The organism is Acinetobacter gerneri DSM 14967 = CIP 107464 = MTCC 9824 (assembly GCF_000368565.1).
GTDB classification, from domain to species: domain Bacteria; phylum Pseudomonadota; class Gammaproteobacteria; order Pseudomonadales; family Moraxellaceae; genus Acinetobacter; species Acinetobacter gerneri.
In genome coordinates this window covers 54,379-72,988 of the sequence record NZ_KB849544.1, presented here as the reverse complement: position 1 = coordinate 72,988, position 18,610 = coordinate 54,379, and the positions used below count along the sequence as shown (strand labels likewise).

The following is an 18,610-nucleotide window of genomic DNA, read 5'->3' as shown; positions in this document are numbered from 1 at the left end:
ATGCTGATCTTGATCGGTCGCCCATTTTAGGAAAAGCCCAAACAAAATCAACATTTACTTAAAAAAAACCAAAAATTTAGAAATTTACAGCTTTACTAAGTTCTGATGTCGAACCATTGATATCCGTGACAGTCGCTGTCATAGATGCTGCTTTTTCTTTGATCTTCCACGTTGTATTGGCTTTGCCTTGTGCATCCGTCACAACTACGGCTTGACCTAAATACTGTTCAGCTTCGTTGGCATTTTTTTGCTGATTTGCAAATATTTCAATTTGGTAGCGACTATTTGGCTGTGCCTGAACAGTGATATTCAATTGACCTTTTTCGACTTTAAGTACAGGAGGCTGAATATTTTGATTTGGTTTTGCATTACAGTTTTGCTGATCTGGTTTTTCGCATGTATGTTGCATGCTTTTGGCATCCATCACCACGCCATGACCGCGCGAACCGACAAAGTTTGCATGCTCTAATGCAGGAACATCCATGATAATTGCGCCCAGACGTTGATTTGCAACGCAAGAACCGCCCGCTTCACAGCGTTTGATGTCTTTGCCATTATTCCAAATCAAGTTTTTAGTCAGACTAATGTGCGCATTGGCATCTTTTTCTGAACGAATAGCGATACCAATGCGATTGTCATGCACACGGTTGCTATCTAAAATATTGCCATCGCCTGTTAGATTAAATCCGATAGAGTTATGACTTAACTCATTGTAAGCAATATAATTTCGCTTACCCCAGTTGATTTGCAAGCCATCAGAATAATTTTTAAATGTATTGCCAATCACTGCATTGTCGTTGCCCCAAAGGATTTCAATCCCTTGAGAAGGTTCTGGGTTTGCAGAGGTTGAAATAAATTGGTTATTTGCAACCAAGTTAAAAGCTGCACCGCGTGTTAACTCAAGACCATCACCATTATCTTGGAGATAATTGTTCAGAATCTTGTTGTTATTGGTTGTCGTTGCTGTAGAGCCACCTTGACCATCATCACCCGTCAACATGATCCCTGCACCGCCGTAATTGTGCATAATTCGGTTATTTTGAATCACACTATTACTGGTACGATTGACCAATATTCCGATACAAAATTTGCGAATTTCCAAACCTTGAATTTGCACATTTTGAGTATCACGTAGTACCAATCCCGGCAAAGTCGTAGTGCGAACATTTGTACCGAATTGACCTGCAACTGCGCCCGGACAAGCCTCTACACCAGTCCCTTTGATATAGTTTGAACCATCAATTGCGGTAAATTCAGCTGACTTTTCCCAAGATTCTGCTGTAATTTTTACAGGAGATTTGATCTCTGGTAGTGCTTTGTCTGCTTTGATGACATAAGGTGCTGAACCTACTGCTTTGATGACAATTTGGTTTTGCTCAGAAGGCTTTGCGTTAATCTGTTGAATGGCCCAGCGTAAGCTGCCTTTTTCTTCATCATCTTGATAATGATCAACCACATAGCTTTCCGCATGCGCAAAGCTCCCCAAACCCAGTGCCAAAACACTGAATGCTAAAAATGACTTTTTCATTGAAATTCCTATAGATCTAATCGCGGCGCGTTTATTCAGGTTGCACAGTATTTAAAAGTTGTTTGAGTAAAGTCACATCAATTTGACCCGGAGCAGATGCTTCTCCGATCATGCCAAAACTTAGGCTGCCACCCATATTGGCTGTGGCGACTCTAGAAATCGCACCCAATTTACCCATCGACATTGTCAATAATGGCTTTGATGTTTGTTGACTCACAGCTAAGGTAGCATTCATCAGTGTCATAACATCTTGTTTGCTTTGCGGCATCACCGCAATTTTTAAAATGTCAGCGCCCATTTCCGCTTGTTTTAACAAACGTTGCTCAATCTCTTGCTGGCTCGGTGTTTTTTGAAAATCATGATTGGACATAATCACCAAAACGTTCTTTTGATGTGCCAACTTGGTAAGTTCATTGACTTGTTTTGAGTCACGAAACATTTCTACATCAAGCAATTGCATAAAAGGTTGCTTGAGATACTGTTGATAAATCGCTGCGTATTCTTGATCAGAAACTTTAAGATTTCCGCCTTCATTTGCAGTACGAATCGTTGCAATCAGCGGTTTATTTTTTAAAATTTGATTGAGTTCATTACCCAACTTGATCACTTGCTTGCTATCCGCAGCAAAGTCCAAGAGGTCTATACGAAATTCTGCGATATCCGCATTTTGATCCTGAGCGATCACTCTGGCTTGTTCAAGCGCCTGAGCATAGGTTTTTGCGGTAATTGGAACAATGGTTTTGACAGGTAATGCCCCGATTTCTAAATCTTTTACCTGATAGTGACTATGCGATGGTTTTTGCACGGATGTCTCAGCCTGTACTAAACTAAGGGGCAAACTCATAGCAATAAGCAAGCCGATTTTAGACGCTAAAGTCTGCATTTGAATCATCATTCTTCCCTGTAATTCGGTAGCCTTTTGACTACCGAATATCCTGACTAAGTGTCAATATTTAAAAATTAAATATCAAAGAAAACAGTTTCGTTTTCACCTTGAATGCGGATATCAAAGCGATAAATAGTTTCACCATTTTCCTCACTGCGTTTTGCGATCAGAGTTTGGCGACGCGGTTCCCATTCAATGCTATTTAATACAGGATCTTTTGCATTGGCATCAGTTTCATCTTCAAAATAAACACGCGTGTTAAGACCGATATTGATACCACGAGCAAAAATAATCAGATTGATATGTGGAGCTTGAACTGAACCTTTACGTCCCGGAACTTGACCTGGTTTGATGGTATCAAAATGCCAAACACCTGATTTAAAGTCTGCACCAGCACGTCCCCAACCATGGAAATTGCTATCTGCATCTTTTTCTTGAAAATCAGCTTCGCTTGGATAGACACCATTGGCATCGGCTTGCCAGATTTCTACCAATACATCACGTAATGGAACGCCAACGCCATCAATCACTTGACCTTCAAGACGGATACGCTCGCCTTTTGGATTATTTTTCACGAGATCATTATTGAAGTTATGATCAAAAACTTCGATTCCAGCTTGTTTTGGTAATAAGCCGATATGTACGTATGGTCCACCTGTTTGAGATGGTGTTTCATGTAATTCTTGGAAATTCCAACCGTTCATAGCATGTCCTCCATCCATTAAAGTATTTCATTTTCAAAGAAAGTTTTACGACGACCACGTAAAGTGATGTCAAAGCGATAACAACGGCTATCCGCTTCAATGAAGTTGCTCTTATCTTCAAGCGCAATCAAAGCACGACGTTGTTCTTCTGATGGAATTGTCTTGATAATCGGGCAACTATCAATCAGCGGATCACCTTCAAAATAGAACTGTGAAATCAAACGCTGTGCCCAACCATCAGCAAGCAATGAAAAATGGATATGAGCAGGACGCCATTCATTGATTCGGTTACGCCACGGATATGGACCCGGCTTAATGGTACGGAAAATGAAGAAACCATTTTCATCTGTCATCATGCGACCACAACCACCAAAGTTTGGATCAAGTGAGCCAATAAATTGGTCATTTGGATGACGATAGCGACCTGAAGCATTGGCTTGCCAAACTTCAAGTAATGCATTTTTAACTGGACGACCGAACTGATCACGTACATAGCCATGTACGATCACACGCTCACCAATTGGCAAGCCGTCTTTGGCACAGTTCAAGATCAAGTCGTTATCTTTAGGACCAAACTGATCTGCTGAAAAATGGGGTGCAGTGACTTCAGAAATTGTTTCCCCAATTGAAATCAATGCATTTTTCGGTGAACGCAATACACTGGTTTTATAGCCTGGCGTATGTGCTGGCGGATGATCATCCGTATTGCGCTGAGCATAAGCTCCCCAAATGATTTGAGACATTTATCTCTCCTTAAAAATTAATCTTTAAAATAAGCCTTTAAAATCGGTCTTTAAAAATCAGTCCCTAACCGTTTTTATTTACATCAATACCGAGTTCTTTAAATACTTCTTCGGCCATATGCATCGCTGCATTTGCTGCAGGTAAACCTGCATAAAGTGAAGAATGAATAAACAACTCTTTGAGTTCATCAACAGTGACACCGTTGTTGAAACAAGCGCGTATATGCATACGCAATTCATCGTTACGCCCTAGAGCAAGTAAAATCGCAATCGTGACTAAGCTACGTGTATGACGTGGCATGCCCGGACGCGACCACACCTCTCCCCAAGCAAAACGACTAATAAAGTTTTGAAAATCTGAGTTAAAATCGTTGAGATTTTCCAAAGATCGCCCGACATGTTTTTCACCTAAAACTTCGGTACGAACTTGAATACCTTGTTGATAACGTTCTTCATCATTCATAAAAAATACCTCTTAGGTTGCGTCTGTGTGGGCAACAAATGATTTGATTAAAATTGCGATAGCAGCTGCCGATGCAGGGATCAATAACATGGATAAAATCGAGGTAAATGACCAATGATTACCCAATAAAACTGCGCCGATCCATGCACCAAATACCGCACCAAAACGACCAATTCCAGACATCCAAGCCACACCCGTTGCACGGCATTGTGTTGGATAAAAACGAGCACTTAATACAGGCATTGCAGTTTGCGCACCATTTGCCGCCATCCCTGCACATAAAATGAAAATGGCAAGTAAAGTAGGATTGTGAAGGCTATGACCTACTGTGAAAGCGAAAATACCCGCCAAGAAATAGAAGCATGCAATAACACGGTTCGGGTTAAATTTATCCATTGCCCAACCGATAAATAAAGCACTGAGCACGCCACCAAATTGGAACAAACCACCGATAAATGCAGCACGTTCCATGCTTGCACCTGTTTCACGCATCAAGGTTGGTAACCAACTGGTCAACAAATAAATAATGATTAGACCCATAAAATAGGTAAACCAAAGTAAAACCGTACCTTTGGCATAAGATTTTGAAAACAACATGCCAAATACAGATTTTTTATTGGCTGTTTCACTTTTTTCTTCTGGAACATGAAATTCAGTCACATTTTGTACTTGCGTAGGTGCAATACGTAACAAGATGTTTTTCACTTTTTCAGCAGCATTGCCTTTCACGATCAAGTAGCGATAAGATTCTGGTAAAAAGAAAATCACCAACAACATCAAAAATAATGGCAACCAACCACCAAGTAAAAACAAACTATGCCAACCATAATTGGGAATTAACCAACTACTGATAAATCCACCGATCGCCATTCCCAAGTTGTAACCACAAAACATGCAAGTCACGAGCAAAGAGCGAATACGCGCAGGACAGTATTCTGAAAATAGTGTCGTCGCATTTGGCATTGCCGCGCCAAGACCAATACCTGTCAAAAAGCGAAATGCAACCAATTGATCTAATGTAGAAGAATAAGCACACGCCAGCGTAAAGCCGCCAAAAATCAACATGGCAAATGCTAAAACGATTTTGCGTCCAAAACGATCAGCGAGTGGTCCAGAACATAAAGCACCAATGATCATGCCACCGAGTGCAGCACTCATCACTGGACCTAGGTCTGATTTAGCGACACCCCAATCTTGAGCTAAGGCTGGCGCGATAAATCCCATTGCAGCTGTGTCGATCCCATCAACAAATACAATGAGAAAACAAATGATTGCGATCATCCATTGATACATTGAAACTGGAGCATTATTGATCAATGCTTGGGCATCTATCCCTTTTTTGAGGACAGTACTCTCCTGAGTTGCCATGAAAAACTCCTTTCGGCTAAATCCGTTTAGACTGTGTACTACTGAATTTTTTGAATAAATTGTGCAAAAATTTGATTAAAATCATCAACGCATTCGATATTGGATAAATGCGATGCATCAATAATTTTCAAATCCGTATTTTCAACTTGAGCCCGTATAAACTCACCATCTTGAACTGTGGTAATCGGATCTTTCGCACCACAAATCAGTAAAATATCGTTAGAAATTTTTGACAAATCAGCTCGAACATCAGCATAAGCCAATGCACGACAAGCATTTGCATAACCACGTGCAGGTGTTTCCGCCAAGCTTAAAATGGTTTGCTGAGCCAAAGCATCATGTTGATAATCAAAAGCATCACTAAACCAACGGCTATGCGTAGTTTCCACGAGATCATCCAGACCATCTTTTTCAACTTGATCTGCACGCGTCAACCACGCCTCTGCCTGACCAATTTTTGCAGCAGAATTTGCCACAGTGATACTATGAAAACGATCACTTGCATTGATCGCAAGCCACAAACCTGTAATACCACCCATTGAAATGCCACAAAAATGAGCTTGAGCAATATTTAAAGCATCCAAAATATCAATGACATCTTCACCAAGATTGGCAAGCGTAGAATCATCAATCACTTCACTTTTGCCATGACCACGAGTGTCATAGCGCACAACTTTGAAATGATCTTTGAAATAAGCCGCTTGCTTATCCCACATTGCTTTATCTGTACCAAGTGAATTGGAAAATATAATGGCTGGGGCATTTTCCTTACCCTCAACCAACACAGACAATGTCTTGCCTTGTCGATTGGTTACAGTATTGATCACTTTGCCACTCCTTTTGCTTCATTCAATACAGCATCAATCTGATCTTGGATATTGCCGAGATAGGATTCTGCCTTAAAAATTTGCTTTAAATCTTCCGAACTAAAATGCGCTTGCACTTCAGGCATTTTAGCTACGACTTCCTGTAAATGTTGCTGCGTTTCCACTGCTTTTTTACATGCACTTTCAACTAAATGATGTGCATTTAGACGCCCCATTTTCGGTGCTAATGCCATCATTACAGCTTCTGCCATGATCAAGCCATGCGTCACTTCAAGATTGTGATGCATATTGTCAGCATTGACTTCTAAGCCTTGTAATACTTCATTTGTGCGAGCCAAAGCGCCTGCACAAAGCTGAAAAATTTCAGGTAATGCCAACCATTCAGCATGCCAAGCACCTAAACTACGTTCATGCTCTTGCACCATACTTTGATACATACTGGACATCAGTGCAGGTACGCGATTTGCCGCAGCCAAAATCGAAGCTGCTGCAACTGGATTGCGCTTATGAGGCATGGTTGATGAACCACCACGGCCTTTGCCTGTGGGTTCAAAAACTTCTGCGATTTCAGTCTGCATCATCAATGACCAGTCACGCGCCATTTTTCCAGTATTACCCGTTACGATCGCCAAGAAACCTGCGATTTCAATAATACGATCACGCTCACCATGCCAAGTGCATGTCGGAGTAGACAGATTCAGCTCACTTGCATAAGCCTCAACAACTGCAGTGCCTTGATCTAAAATTGAAGCTAATGAACCTACAGCACCGCCCAATTGAGCAGTCAAAACCCGTGATTTCATTTGCGCTAAGCGTTCTAAATCACGCTGAAAACTACTAGCCCAACGAGCGGCCTTATGACCAAGCGTAATCGGAAGTGCTTGCTGTAACCATGTACGACCAATCATCACTTGACTGCGATACTGCTCAGCAAGCTTTAAAGCCAAACTGTGTGCATGTTGTAATTGCAATTGAATGACTTCTAAAGCTTCACGTGCCTGTAAAATGGTGGCCGTATCAATCATATCTTGACTCGTCGCGCCCCAATGCACATATCTTGAAGCGTCCTCATCAAGTGCTTTGACAGCAGCAGTAAATTGCTTAACAAATGGGATTGCAACATTTCCAGCAAGACCCGCAGCTATAGAAAGGCTCTCGATATCGAGTGCGTTGATCCCTTGTTGAGTCGCAACTTGTTCAATCTTATCGGCAGCAAGCTGAGGAATAACACCGACTTTCGCCTCTGCTTTAGCCAGTGCCACTTCTGCTTGAATCATATATTTTAAATGTGATTCATCACTAAAAATTTCACTTACTTCTGCTTGATAAAACAAATTTGCAAATAACTGACTCATGTCAAAATCATCCTTCAATTCACTCAGCGATTACACGTTCAATAATCAAGGCAATCCCTTGACCTACACCGATACACATTGAACAAAGCGCATATTTCCCTTGAATCTCTTCAAGTTGATTTAATGCTGTCGTCACCAAACGTGCACCTGATGCACCAAGTGGATGACCAATTGCGATCGCTCCACCATTTGGATTGACACGTGCTTCGCCATCTTGCAGTCCAAGATCACGTGTAACGGCTAATGCCTGCGCCGCAAATGCTTCATTGAGTTCAATGACATCCATTTGCTCCAGTATTAAACCTGTTTGTTTGAGCAATTTTTTAATCGCAGGTGCAGGACCAAAGCCCATGATACGTGGCTCAACACCAACTGTAGTCGCACCGATGATTTTGGCACGGGCTTTTAAACCATAGGCTTGAACTGCATCATCAGAAGCAATCAATACGGCACAAGCACCATCATTGATCCCTGAAGCATTTCCAGCAGTCACTGTACCATCTGCTTTAACAACAGGTTTAAGCTTGGTTAAGCCCTCTAAAGTTGTTGAGGCACGTGGATGCTCATCTTGTGCAACAACCACAGGATCACCTTTACGCTGTGGGATCGTAACTGGAATAATTTCCTTATCGAAAAAGCCACGTGCTTGAGCAGCTGCAGTACGTTGCTGGCTTGTCAATGCAAATGCATCTTGATCAGCACGATTGACATTGAACTGTTCTGCGACATTTTCAGCAGTTTGCGGCATGCTTTCCACGCCATACATTTCTTTCATTTTTGGGTTGATGAAACGCCAACCCATCGTAGTATCTTCAATTTTTTGTGTACGGCCAAAAGCGCCTTCAGACTTGCCCATCACATAAGGTGCACGTGACATCGACTCGACCCCACCTGCAATGATGAGATCTGCTTCACCAACTTTAATGGCACGAGCCGCCATCGCAACAGCATCAAGCGATGAACCGCATAAACGATTGACTGTGGTTGCTGGTGCTTGAAATGGCACGCCCGCTAAAAGTGCAGACATACGCGCAACGTTACGGTTATCTTCGCCTGCTTGGTTGGCACAGCCATAAATCACATCGTCGACTTGTTCCCAGTTAACAGATGGATTGCGTTCAATCAAGGCTTTGATGGGTAATGCACCCAAATCATCTGCACGTACAGGAGCTAGACCACCTGCATAGCGGCCAAATGGAGTGCGAATAGCATCGATGATATATGCGTTTTTCATTTCATATGTTCCATTTTATATATTTAGAAGCTCCTCCCTTTTTTAAAGGGAGGCTGGGAGGGATTTTAAGATCTCCCTAAATCCGCCTCGACTTCCCCCTTTTTCAAAGGGGAACTTGTTTATTTATGACGCCGATACATTTTGCATAAAGCCTCCCTTTTCTAAAGGGTGCTTGGGGGGTTAATCCCCCTAAATCCACCTTTACTTCCCCCTTTATCAAAGGGGGATCGAGGGGGATTTATTGAGCCGTTGTCGCGTCAGTCAATTTTGCACCTGTTAAGCTTTGCAATTCTTCAAAGCTTAAACCATCCACTTTTTCAATCACTTTTAAGCCGTCAGCAGTCACATCAATCACACATAAATCTGTATAAATACGGTCTACGCAATTTTTACCTGTAACGGGGTAGCTCAATTCCGCTACGATTTTAGGTTCACCTTTCTTAGTGACATGGTCTGTGGTGATAAATACTTTTTTAGCACCAACAGCCAAATCCATCGCACCACCAACTGCAGGAATCGCATCAGGCGCGCCTGTATGCCAGTTTGCAAGATCACCATTTTCAGCAACTTGGAATGCACCAAGCACAGCAATATCAAGGTGTCCACCACGCATCATGGCAAATGAATCACCATGATGGAAAAATGCACCACCGGTAAGCATGGTGACAAATTCTTTACCTGCATTGATCAATTCTGGATCTTCTTGACCTTTTTCTGGTGGTGGACCAAAAGCCAATAAACCATTTTCAGAGTGTAAAAATACGTCTTTGTCTGAAGGTAAATAGCTGGCAATTTTAGTCGGCAATCCGATACCTAAATTGACATAAGCACCATCTGGAATATCTTGGGCAACACGTTCTGCAATTTGATCGCGAGTCAGTTTGTTATAGCTCATTATGAATCTCCCAATCCAATTATTGTGCAGGTTTTACAGCAACAACATGCTGAACGAAAATACCAGGAGTGATGATGTGTTCTGGGTCTAATGCACCAAGTTCAACCACTTCAGCCACTTGTGCAATGGTACAATCGGCAGCCATCGCCATAATTGGTCCAAAGTTTCGTGCTGCTTTACGATAAACAAGGTTGCCCCAACGGTCGCCTTGTTCTGCTTTGATCAAAGCAAAATCTGCGCGAATTGGATTTTCCAAAACGTAATCTTTACCTTCAAAGTTCAGCGTTGGTTTGCCTTCCGCCAATAAAGTTCCAAATCCTGTTGGGGTATAAATCGGACCTAAACCCATACCCGCAGCTTGGATACGGCAAGCAAGGTTTCCTTGTGGCACCAATTCCAATTCGATTTCGCCAGCGCGATAGGCTTCATCAAAAATATAAGAATCAGACTGACGTGGGAATGAACAGATAATTTTACGGACAGCACCAGCTTTAATCAGTTTAGCCAATCCATAATCGCCATTGCCTGCGTTGTTGTTGATAATGACCAAATCTTTTTTGCCCAGTTCAATCAACCCATCAATCAGTTCAGCAGGCTGTCCTGCTGTTCCAAACCCGCCAATCATGATGGTTGAACCATCCTTAATTTTTGAAAGCGCGTCGTGAAGTGAAAGAGCACTTTTATTGATCATCGGTCAACTCCGTTTGTCATACACAAAAAGGTGGAATAAAAGCTCAGGAGAGATCTGATAAAGATGAAGATTTTTAACTCACCCATTCCCGAGTGTTTTGATTTGAATTCCTAATAACCATTGTTGTTATTTTTATTGTGGAGTTCTACTATAAAAATGCAATTTTGTTCGATCTATAAAAATTATGTGCGATCATCGAACAAATATTCTATTTTTAGATTATATTAAGCAAAACTTGGATGCATCTTAACTGATAATAATCACCTAAATAAGGAAGTAAAAAATAGACTATGGAAATAAAAGATTTACAGGAAAAGAAAACTTTTCAAAATCCAGACAATCAAAAATCAATTCGCCATGAAGACTTTGTTGCAGGTATCAGTAAAGGTATGGCGATCTTAGAATGCTTTGGTTCAGAGCGCCACCGATTGAATATCAGTATTGCTGCTGAAAAAACAGGACTGACACGTGCAGCTGCCCGACGCCATTTGCTGACATTAGAGTATCTAGGTTATTTGGATTTTGATGGACATTACTATTATTTAACACCTAAAGTTTTAAAATTTTCAGGTGCTTATCTCAGTGGTGCTCAACTTCCAAAAATATGCCAACCTTTATTAAATCTTCTCACCACACAGACTTCACTGATTTTTTCCGTGATGGTTTTAGATGGTTTAGAAGCGATTACCATAGCGCGTAGTGCAGCTCATCAGCAAACCGATCGAGTCAATCCTTATGGATTGCATCTTGGAAATCGTCTACCCGCTCATGCGACTTCTGCAGGAAAAATACTGCTAGCGCATTTAGAAAGTAATGAACAAAAACAATGGCTGGAAAAGTATCCACTAAAAAGACTGACCAAATATAGTTGTACAGATAACGAGAAATTTCTTGAAATATTAGAACAAATCAAAGAGCAAGACTGGTGCTATTCAAGTGAAGAACACGAACTAGGTGTCCATGCGCTCGCAGTACCAATCTATGGACCTAAAAGTAATGTCGTCGCTGCCTTAAATATTGTTTCGCCGACAATGCGAACCACGAAGCAATATTTGATTCAACAAATACTGCCATTATTGCAGGAAACAGCACGTGAATTAAGGAATGTTATTTAAATATTGTCATCTTAATTTTAAAGAAGTTTTAATGGTACATTGTGATCTATAAAGCTCCTTATGGAGCTCTATAGTGACTTTTATAAATTTTCAATATCTTAGAAAACTTACCAAAAAAACTTACCAAGTTAAATCTTGTACTGAATGACCTTGCATATCTCTCTGCTCGATCGATTGTGATCTACCACCAAAAAGCGAGGTCTTATCTTGGTAAATCACTGAACCGACCTTTAATCCATTTTCATTGATGATTGAATAAGTTTTAATATCGGTTTTATTTAAAAAACCTTTGATACTAAATCCGACCTGTACAAGTTTATCCCCACGATTCAGCAATAATTTATCTTGCATGACCCTCTCCGGTACAAAAAGACTCATCCCCATCATCGCATTTATTTTTTATTTTTCAAGTACTAAGCTTAAGTTTAGCAAATATCGCATAACTATATTGAAGCAAAAGATAAAGAAATATAAAACAAGTAAAATATTTTTAATATTATTTAATTATAATTCAATCGCTTAAATTAAAATAATACCTCTAATCGCACTCTAGGTCATAAAAAACAGGAAATAAGACGAGCCTATTCCCTGTTTTACATAAAATCTAATATAAATACTGCAAAATGAGTTGAGCATAGGTATTGGTCTTGTTATCCGAGACCTGAGAACCTTTGTTTTCTATATCTTTTTTAGGTTTATAAAAACCAATCAATGGAATCACATTGATTTGCTTCGTTGGAGACCAGATCGCGAAAGCATCGATTTCATGTCCATCAAGATTTTCGTAGGTCTTCTTAATGGTTTCAAATCGATAAGCCAACAAACCTAAATGTAGATTTTCTTTAACTGATGCCTGTAATGAAATTTGGTGAATACGTGCATTTGAATTGAAAGGTCCTGCATAGTTTCCTGCAACCTCTCCTTGAAACCAAGTCCCAAACCCTGCATCGGTATTTCCATAAAATAATGGGTCATAACTCTCTGAAAATGATGAATATCGATAGCTTAGATTTGGCGTATATTTCACTTGATCAAATGTGTAATTTATCCCCAAATACCACGCATTTTCATTATCAGATTTTTTATCCTGATGAACAAATTCACCCGATATACCAAGTTGTTCATTCAGTTTTGTTTTACCACGAACTGCAACATCTTTTAAATCTTTGCGATCCGTTTCATTGAATGGATCATCTAGGTCAGTGATCTGTAAATATGTCAATCCAAGATCATATTTTGGCTTTGTATACTGCCAATCCGTTAACCAAAGTTTGGCTTTATTTTGTGCTTTATTATCTGATTCAAGATACATCCAGCGTGTTGCTAACTCATCAATCGGTTTAAAATCAAGGACGGTTGTAAAATCAAAACTTCTACGTGCCGCAAGATAGTAACCACCACCTCGATCAAGTTCATCTGCTATGCCTTTACCCATATTTAAAGCATCGCCAGCCACGATAAACCCATCACCGACCACAACATTTTGACGCCCAATATTCAGATCTATTGTTGCATTTTCTTGATCGCTCTTGGCATTTCTAAAACCGATTTTCCATTCATCGACTGAGGTTCTGTGCTCATCACCTGTGGTCAAATTGCCTGCATCACCATCACCTAAGGTCGCAGAGCTAATCCCGACCAAGCTCGCATAAAGTGATGAGTTTGCCAAATCATAGTTGGCTTTTGCACCATATTTTGCATAGATTTCATGCCAATATTTGTGAGACTCAGACTCTGGATTTTGATAACTTTTATCGCTGTAAAACATGCCATAGGTCAGTTCTGCAGTTGGTTTTATCGTTAAACCATCATGTGAATAAACATATTCAGCATGTGCTTGCATTACCCCTGTTGCTAAGGCAGTTATTGCCATTTTTTGCAGTATTTTTTTCATGATTTATATTCTTAAAATAAAGTGAAAGAAAAGGACCGACTTCCTGTCGATCCTTTGTTGAACTTAATGTCCGCTTTGTGGTTTTGATGCTTGTTCGTCTGATTTTAAAGTTGGCGTACTGTCAAAGAAGTTCCACGGTTTAAGCATGGTATAAACCCATTCCGTAGGCATGATCGGCCATTCTTCTGCACGAGCAACGTGGGTTGTTCCTGTGGTCATCCAAACCACTACGTCTTTATTGTTAATGTTGTCGTTATTTGCAACAAACTGACCTAGTCCTGTGTCTTTATCCGAACGGTTTGAATATTTTCCTTCTGGGAATCGCTCATCTGGATTGTATTTTGTGACCCAAATTTGTTTATCCATAAAGCTCAAACGTTTAAATAACCATTCGTCTTTAGCAAAATTTGCACCTTTAGCAATTGGATGAGTACCGCCTGCAAATGGAATAATTTGATAAGACACGGGATTGCCTAACTTATTTTCTTTGTTGACATTACTCAACAAACGAATCGTTGATGGATCAAACTTTTGTGCAGCTTCTTGTTCAGAATCAACAATACGTTGTTTCACTTCCATTGCACTTGAACGAGGACCACCACGCACATTTGGTACAACAACAGGGTCCATTTCCATAAAGCTATTATTTTCACCATCAACATCCATATCTAAACGGAAATTGTAGATATGTTGATGGGTCGTTCCCACGATATTGTGGTCAATCAAAGTACCATAGCGAGTATCTTCTTTTGCACTTGCATCATGCATGGTACGTGCTTTTACGCCTTTAACGGCTTCAATCCCCGTTGCACCTGCGTTAATGCCGATGATGCCGTTATTGTTAAATACCCAGTCAAACATATAGTCATAGTTACCTACCGTACTGATCCAGCGTACGACAAGTTCACGACGTTCAGCACTGATATTTGGCTGCCCCATTTCTTGGTGTTTATATTCTGGTCCTGCATAGCGTTCAAAAATCGCAATCGCATTTGGAATCACGCGTGGTTGCCCTGTGTAATCTGCAATCACAGCATCTAAAAGCACAGCGTTGTCTGGTGCATCAATACCTTTTTCAATTGAAGACGTCAAAGTACCCATGCCATATTCACCAGAATCCAAATATGATTTGAAATACCAGCCAATATCAGGATCACCATAAGGCACAACCATCCCACCAAGGTTACCCTCGTACATGACCTTACGTTTCACGCCTTTATCTTTATAGGTAACAGTACCCAGTTGGAGTCCTACACGCGAATCAATCCCAACGTGGAAACACCAAGGTCCCCAATGTACAGTCTGACCTGTAATCGTAAAGTTTTTACCCTCTGGCTCTACGATATTGAGTGGTTTAAATGCATTTTTATCATTTTTTGATGCAATCGGATTTGGTTGCATTGGAACAGGAATGATTGAACCTTCTTCAATTTTGATAATTTTTTTGGCATCCAAATCAACAACAGCTACCAAGTTTTCAATCGGATGTGCCCAATAGTTGCCATCACCTGTATCCAAATATGAAACAACTTTTAAAACATTTAATTCGCGGTCTAAACCGTCTTTTCCACCAAAATATCCAACAGTCAAAGGCGTGGTCACGACTTTAGAAATATCTTTAATACCACGTTTTGCCAATGCAGCTTTGTATTCCTTACTCTTAGTCGCAATCTCTTGTACGGCAACCATATCATCATATAGAACCATACCATGCGTATGATCAAGCACATCCCATTTAATGACTTTTTGTGTTTTAAGGTCCACTTCACCTTCAATCACTTGTTTACCTTTTAAAATGGTAAATAAAGCAATACGATCATCGGTATAAGGCTTGTTATTAAGGAAGAAATCCCAAACTTTTTCTTTATTTGGCTCTTTTAATTTAATTTCAGAGAAACGCATATTTTTAAATGCATTTGGTGACTGGCTAATGATGCTAAATGCTTGCTTAATTTCTTCAGCATTTAAGCCATTCATTGGATGAGCGATATTTTCGACTTTAAAAGTTTGATCTAGACCAGACTGAAAAATTTCACTAGCAAATTCTTTGCTCACGATCGGTTTACCGTCTTTAATCGTTAATGGCACACTCACTTTGAGTGGTTTTCCATTGACTAAAACCGTATCAGAGTTTGGCTTGGCACGAACCACCACAGAGCCCTTACTGATCGTATAAGTATTGGTAAAATCATCTTTTTTAACCTCTGCACCAAAATCACTCATATTTTGATATAAAGGCAACATCGTTGCTGCTTGTCCGTGCGCAAATACATGTTGATTTAACGATAATAATGCGGTCGCAACTGTAACCTGCACCCCTAGCCATTTTTTTACTGAAGTTGTAATTGCATTATATTGCATTGTATTGAGATCCATTTCATAACTCGAATAAGTTAAAGTTAAATCAATCAACACAATAAAAAATCATCCCTGAGGATGATTTTAATTTAATATAAACTATAAAAACATATATTTAAAAAACAAAAGTACTCGCTTTGCTTAAAGCGTCTAAAATAGATATAAGAAAATTTAAATAAAATAACAGATCAGATTATTTTAGAAATTTACACAATAATTCCTGACGATTTCTGACATTGATTTTTTGATAAATATGCTGAACATGTGTTTTAACTGTCGCTAGGCTACAATTTAACTTTAATGCAATTTGATTGCCTTCCAAATCAGAAAATAATTCTTCGAGTACGATGATTTCTTTTTTAGTTAAATTGAAATCCTGCATTACCTGATCTCGATCAATCACATCAGTATGATGATAAAAATGATTGGTGGACAATGTCGAAAATGCTTCAAAAATTTTCTGTTCTTGTGCATTAAACTTTTCTTTGTTTGATTCTCGAAAAATACTGATACCAAAAATTGGGCGACCATTCCGTTTTCTAAAGAAAAACTCAGCAGTATCTTCAACTTGCCAACGTTTCATAAAATCAGCGTACATTTCGTTGGGTTGGTATTGATCAAGCATCGCTACATTTTTAGGGTCATGATAAAAATGTCGAAAACTCACAGGATCATGTTCGATTTGAACATTTAAATATTCATCAATAGAGCTTCGAGGTATACCACACACTTCAAAATTATAAGCATGGTGAATATTATCTATACTATAGGTTAGATATCCATCAATATTACAAACATGTTTTATTTGTTCAATAAATTGTTGACTAAACTGATTTAAAAAATCACGATTTATCATAAATTTTCACCTTCCTTTTTGAAAATTTACAGCAATTTTCAGACCACATATATCGGCATCCTGCTCAATATATTTTCATTTAATATTTTTCAATTACATCTAATGTTAGTACTTAACATATTTAATATATCATAGAAAAATAATCCAACCTTAAAAAACCGTTATTATTCATTATCTTTTATTTAAATAAAAAATCACTCATTTTATAGTAAGTGCTTTAAAGCTAAAATCTCTCAATATTGAGAGATTTTAGTAATTAAAACGACACGATTTTATTGGCTAATATGCACTGCTTGTTTATGTGTAAACAATAACAAACCACTCAAACCAAATGAATAACCTAGACCTGACATTTTCCAGCCACCAAACTCAGCAGCTGGTGATAAATCAGAATGGCTATTGATCCAAACTGTTCCTGTTTCAAGACGGCTAGCAATCTGTTCCGCTTTAGCAATATCTTTGCTCCAAACCGAACCGCCTAAACCAAATGTCGTATTATTGGCACGTGCAATCACATCTTCAACATCGCTAAATTTAATCATCGGCAGAGCTGGGCCAAACTGCTCCTCATCAACCAATGCCACACCTTCTTGCACATTTGTAACCAACGTAGGCGTGATAAAATAACCATTTTCAGCAACATCTTTTTGCGCTGTGATAATTTTTCCGCCTTGCTGAACCGCATCCTCGATCAAAGCTTTGACTTTGTTGTACTGCATACGGTTTTGCACTGGACCGAAAGTCGTTTCAGGTTTCATACCATCCCCGACCACTTGTGCATTGGCAATCTCAGTCAATTTAGCTGCTAAAGCATCATAGACATTTTCATGCACATACAGGCGTTTAAGTGCAGCACAAGTTTGCCCCATATTGAGGAAAGCTGAACCAAAAATCTTTTCGGCAACTTGATCGACATCAACATCATCCAACACGATGCCAACATCATTGCCACCTAATTCAAGAACCACGCTTTTTAGCGTATTGACCGAATGACTTAAAATACTCTGACCTGTGCGTGTTGAACCTGTGAATGTCACTTTATCAATCGAAGGATGTTCGCTAAGCGCTTGTCCTACGTCACCTTTACCCAAAACGATACTACACACACCTTTTGGTAAATGGCGATTGATAATTTCAACTAACTTAATCGTACTCAATGGCGTGTATTCAGACGGCTTATTGACGATAGTGTTTTTAGTTTTCAAAGCTGGAAATAAATGCCAGATTGCAATCATAAATGGCCAATTCCAAGGGGTAATCGAAGCAATCACACCCAATGGACGATTATAAACTTTAATGATTTTGCCACTTGGATCTGGCACAGTTTCAACTGGAATCTCTAAACTTGAAATATATTCAATCCAACTTGCGCCTGCTTCAACTTCAAATTGAGCCAAACCCAAAGGTTTTCCTTGCTCTAAAGTGATTAGCTCAGCAATTTCAGCTGCTTCAGCACGTATATCCTGCGCAATTTTGGCAAAACTCGCATTGATATTTTCATCAGAAGTATGTTGCCAAGTTTTAAATGCTGTTTTTGCAGCTTCGATCGCTTGATTGACCTGTTCTACAGAAGAACTTTTGATCTCGACAAGGCTTTGCTCAGTCGCAGGATTGAGTACTGAAAATGCTTCACCAAGCCCTTGAACACTTTCGCCATTTAACAGCATATTGCTATTCATTCTTGTTACTTCCT

The 18,610-nt window shown here is 39.6% G+C and carries 17 protein-coding genes; 1 reads left to right on the top strand and 16 read right to left on the bottom strand.

What is annotated here, in order from left to right; translation table 11 throughout:
• Window positions 1-76 precede the first annotated feature (76 nt).
• From F960_RS11620 to F960_RS11570, 11 genes are all read right to left on the bottom strand, one after another.
• The gene (locus F960_RS11620) at window positions 77-1,528 is read right to left on the bottom strand and encodes a right-handed parallel beta-helix repeat-containing protein (RefSeq protein ID WP_004865294.1); all 1,452 of its coding nucleotides are present in this window, start codon (window positions 1,526-1,528) and stop codon (window positions 77-79) included.
• 31 nt (window positions 1,529-1,559) lie between these two features.
• A complete protein-coding gene (gene aroD / locus F960_RS11615) occupies window positions 1,560-2,420 on the bottom strand; it encodes a type I 3-dehydroquinate dehydratase (protein WP_004865291.1) in 861 nt (286 codons plus the stop codon).
• A 68-nt stretch (window positions 2,421-2,488) separates the two neighbouring features.
• A complete protein-coding gene (gene pcaG / locus F960_RS11610; RefSeq protein WP_004865290.1) occupies window positions 2,489-3,118 on the bottom strand; it encodes a protocatechuate 3,4-dioxygenase subunit alpha in 630 nt (209 codons plus the stop codon).
• Between the two features lie 17 nt (window positions 3,119-3,135).
• Window positions 3,136-3,861 carry a protocatechuate 3,4-dioxygenase subunit beta gene (gene pcaH, locus F960_RS11605; protein WP_004865287.1) on the bottom strand — a complete coding sequence of 242 codons (726 nt, stop codon included), beginning with the start codon at window positions 3,859-3,861 and terminating at the stop codon, window positions 3,136-3,138.
• Between the two features lie 64 nt (window positions 3,862-3,925).
• Window positions 3,926-4,324 carry a 4-carboxymuconolactone decarboxylase gene (pcaC, locus tag F960_RS11600; RefSeq protein WP_004865283.1) on the bottom strand — a complete coding sequence of 133 codons (399 nt, stop codon included), beginning with the start codon at window positions 4,322-4,324 and terminating at the stop codon, window positions 3,926-3,928.
• A 12-nt stretch (window positions 4,325-4,336) separates the two neighbouring features.
• Entirely contained in the window at window positions 4,337-5,692 is a 1,356-nt protein-coding gene (gene pcaK / locus F960_RS11595; protein ID WP_004865278.1) for a 4-hydroxybenzoate transporter PcaK, read from the bottom strand.
• A 38-nt stretch (window positions 5,693-5,730) separates the two neighbouring features.
• Complete coding sequence (locus F960_RS11590) at window positions 5,731-6,519, bottom strand: alpha/beta fold hydrolase (protein ID WP_004865275.1); 789 nt, start codon at window positions 6,517-6,519, stop codon at window positions 5,731-5,733.
• Window positions 6,516-7,874 carry a 3-carboxy-cis,cis-muconate cycloisomerase gene (gene pcaB, locus F960_RS11585; protein WP_004865272.1) on the bottom strand — a complete coding sequence of 453 codons (1,359 nt, stop codon included), beginning with the start codon at window positions 7,872-7,874 and terminating at the stop codon, window positions 6,516-6,518. Before pcaB ends, F960_RS11590 begins: the two co-directional genes overlap by 4 nt.
• 19 nt (window positions 7,875-7,893) lie before the next feature.
• Window positions 7,894-9,108 (bottom strand): 3-oxoadipyl-CoA thiolase, encoded by a 1,215-nt coding sequence (gene pcaF, locus F960_RS11580; RefSeq protein ID WP_004865269.1) that lies wholly within the window; start codon window positions 9,106-9,108, stop codon window positions 7,894-7,896.
• Window positions 9,109-9,346: 238 nt separating this feature from the next.
• Window positions 9,347-10,003 (bottom strand): 3-oxoacid CoA-transferase subunit B, encoded by a 657-nt coding sequence (locus F960_RS11575; protein WP_004865267.1) that lies wholly within the window; start codon window positions 10,001-10,003, stop codon window positions 9,347-9,349.
• Window positions 10,004-10,022: 19 nt separating this feature from the next.
• Window positions 10,023-10,694 (bottom strand): 3-oxoacid CoA-transferase subunit A, encoded by a 672-nt coding sequence (locus F960_RS11570; RefSeq protein ID WP_004865263.1) that lies wholly within the window; start codon window positions 10,692-10,694, stop codon window positions 10,023-10,025.
• 290 nt (window positions 10,695-10,984) lie between these two features.
• Here F960_RS11570 and pcaU point away from each other — a divergent pair, with 290 nt between their 5' ends.
• Window positions 10,985-11,809 (top strand): IclR family transcriptional regulator PcaU, encoded by an 825-nt coding sequence (gene pcaU / locus F960_RS11565; protein WP_004865260.1) that lies wholly within the window; start codon window positions 10,985-10,987, stop codon window positions 11,807-11,809.
• A 120-nt stretch (window positions 11,810-11,929) separates the two neighbouring features.
• Here pcaU and F960_RS11560 read toward each other — a convergent pair whose 3' ends face one another.
• From F960_RS11560 to F960_RS11540, 5 genes are all read right to left on the bottom strand, one after another.
• Window positions 11,930-12,160 (bottom strand): hypothetical protein, encoded by a 231-nt coding sequence (locus F960_RS11560; protein ID WP_004865257.1) that lies wholly within the window; start codon window positions 12,158-12,160, stop codon window positions 11,930-11,932.
• A gap of 253 nt (window positions 12,161-12,413) precedes the next feature.
• Entirely contained in the window at window positions 12,414-13,703 is a 1,290-nt protein-coding gene (locus tag F960_RS11555) for a hypothetical protein (RefSeq protein ID WP_020846931.1), read from the bottom strand.
• A 63-nt stretch (window positions 13,704-13,766) separates the two neighbouring features.
• Window positions 13,767-16,064 (bottom strand): primary-amine oxidase, encoded by a 2,298-nt coding sequence (gene tynA / locus F960_RS11550; protein WP_035373815.1) that lies wholly within the window; start codon window positions 16,062-16,064, stop codon window positions 13,767-13,769.
• A gap of 190 nt (window positions 16,065-16,254) precedes the next feature.
• Window positions 16,255-16,917: a helix-turn-helix transcriptional regulator gene (locus tag F960_RS11545; RefSeq protein ID WP_004865250.1), complete on the bottom strand. Its 663-nt coding sequence runs from the start codon at window positions 16,915-16,917 to the stop codon at window positions 16,255-16,257.
• 272 nt (window positions 16,918-17,189) lie between these two features.
• Window positions 17,190-18,596 (bottom strand): aldehyde dehydrogenase family protein, encoded by a 1,407-nt coding sequence (locus F960_RS11540; protein WP_004865247.1) that lies wholly within the window; start codon window positions 18,594-18,596, stop codon window positions 17,190-17,192.
• Window positions 18,597-18,610 lie beyond the last annotated feature (14 nt).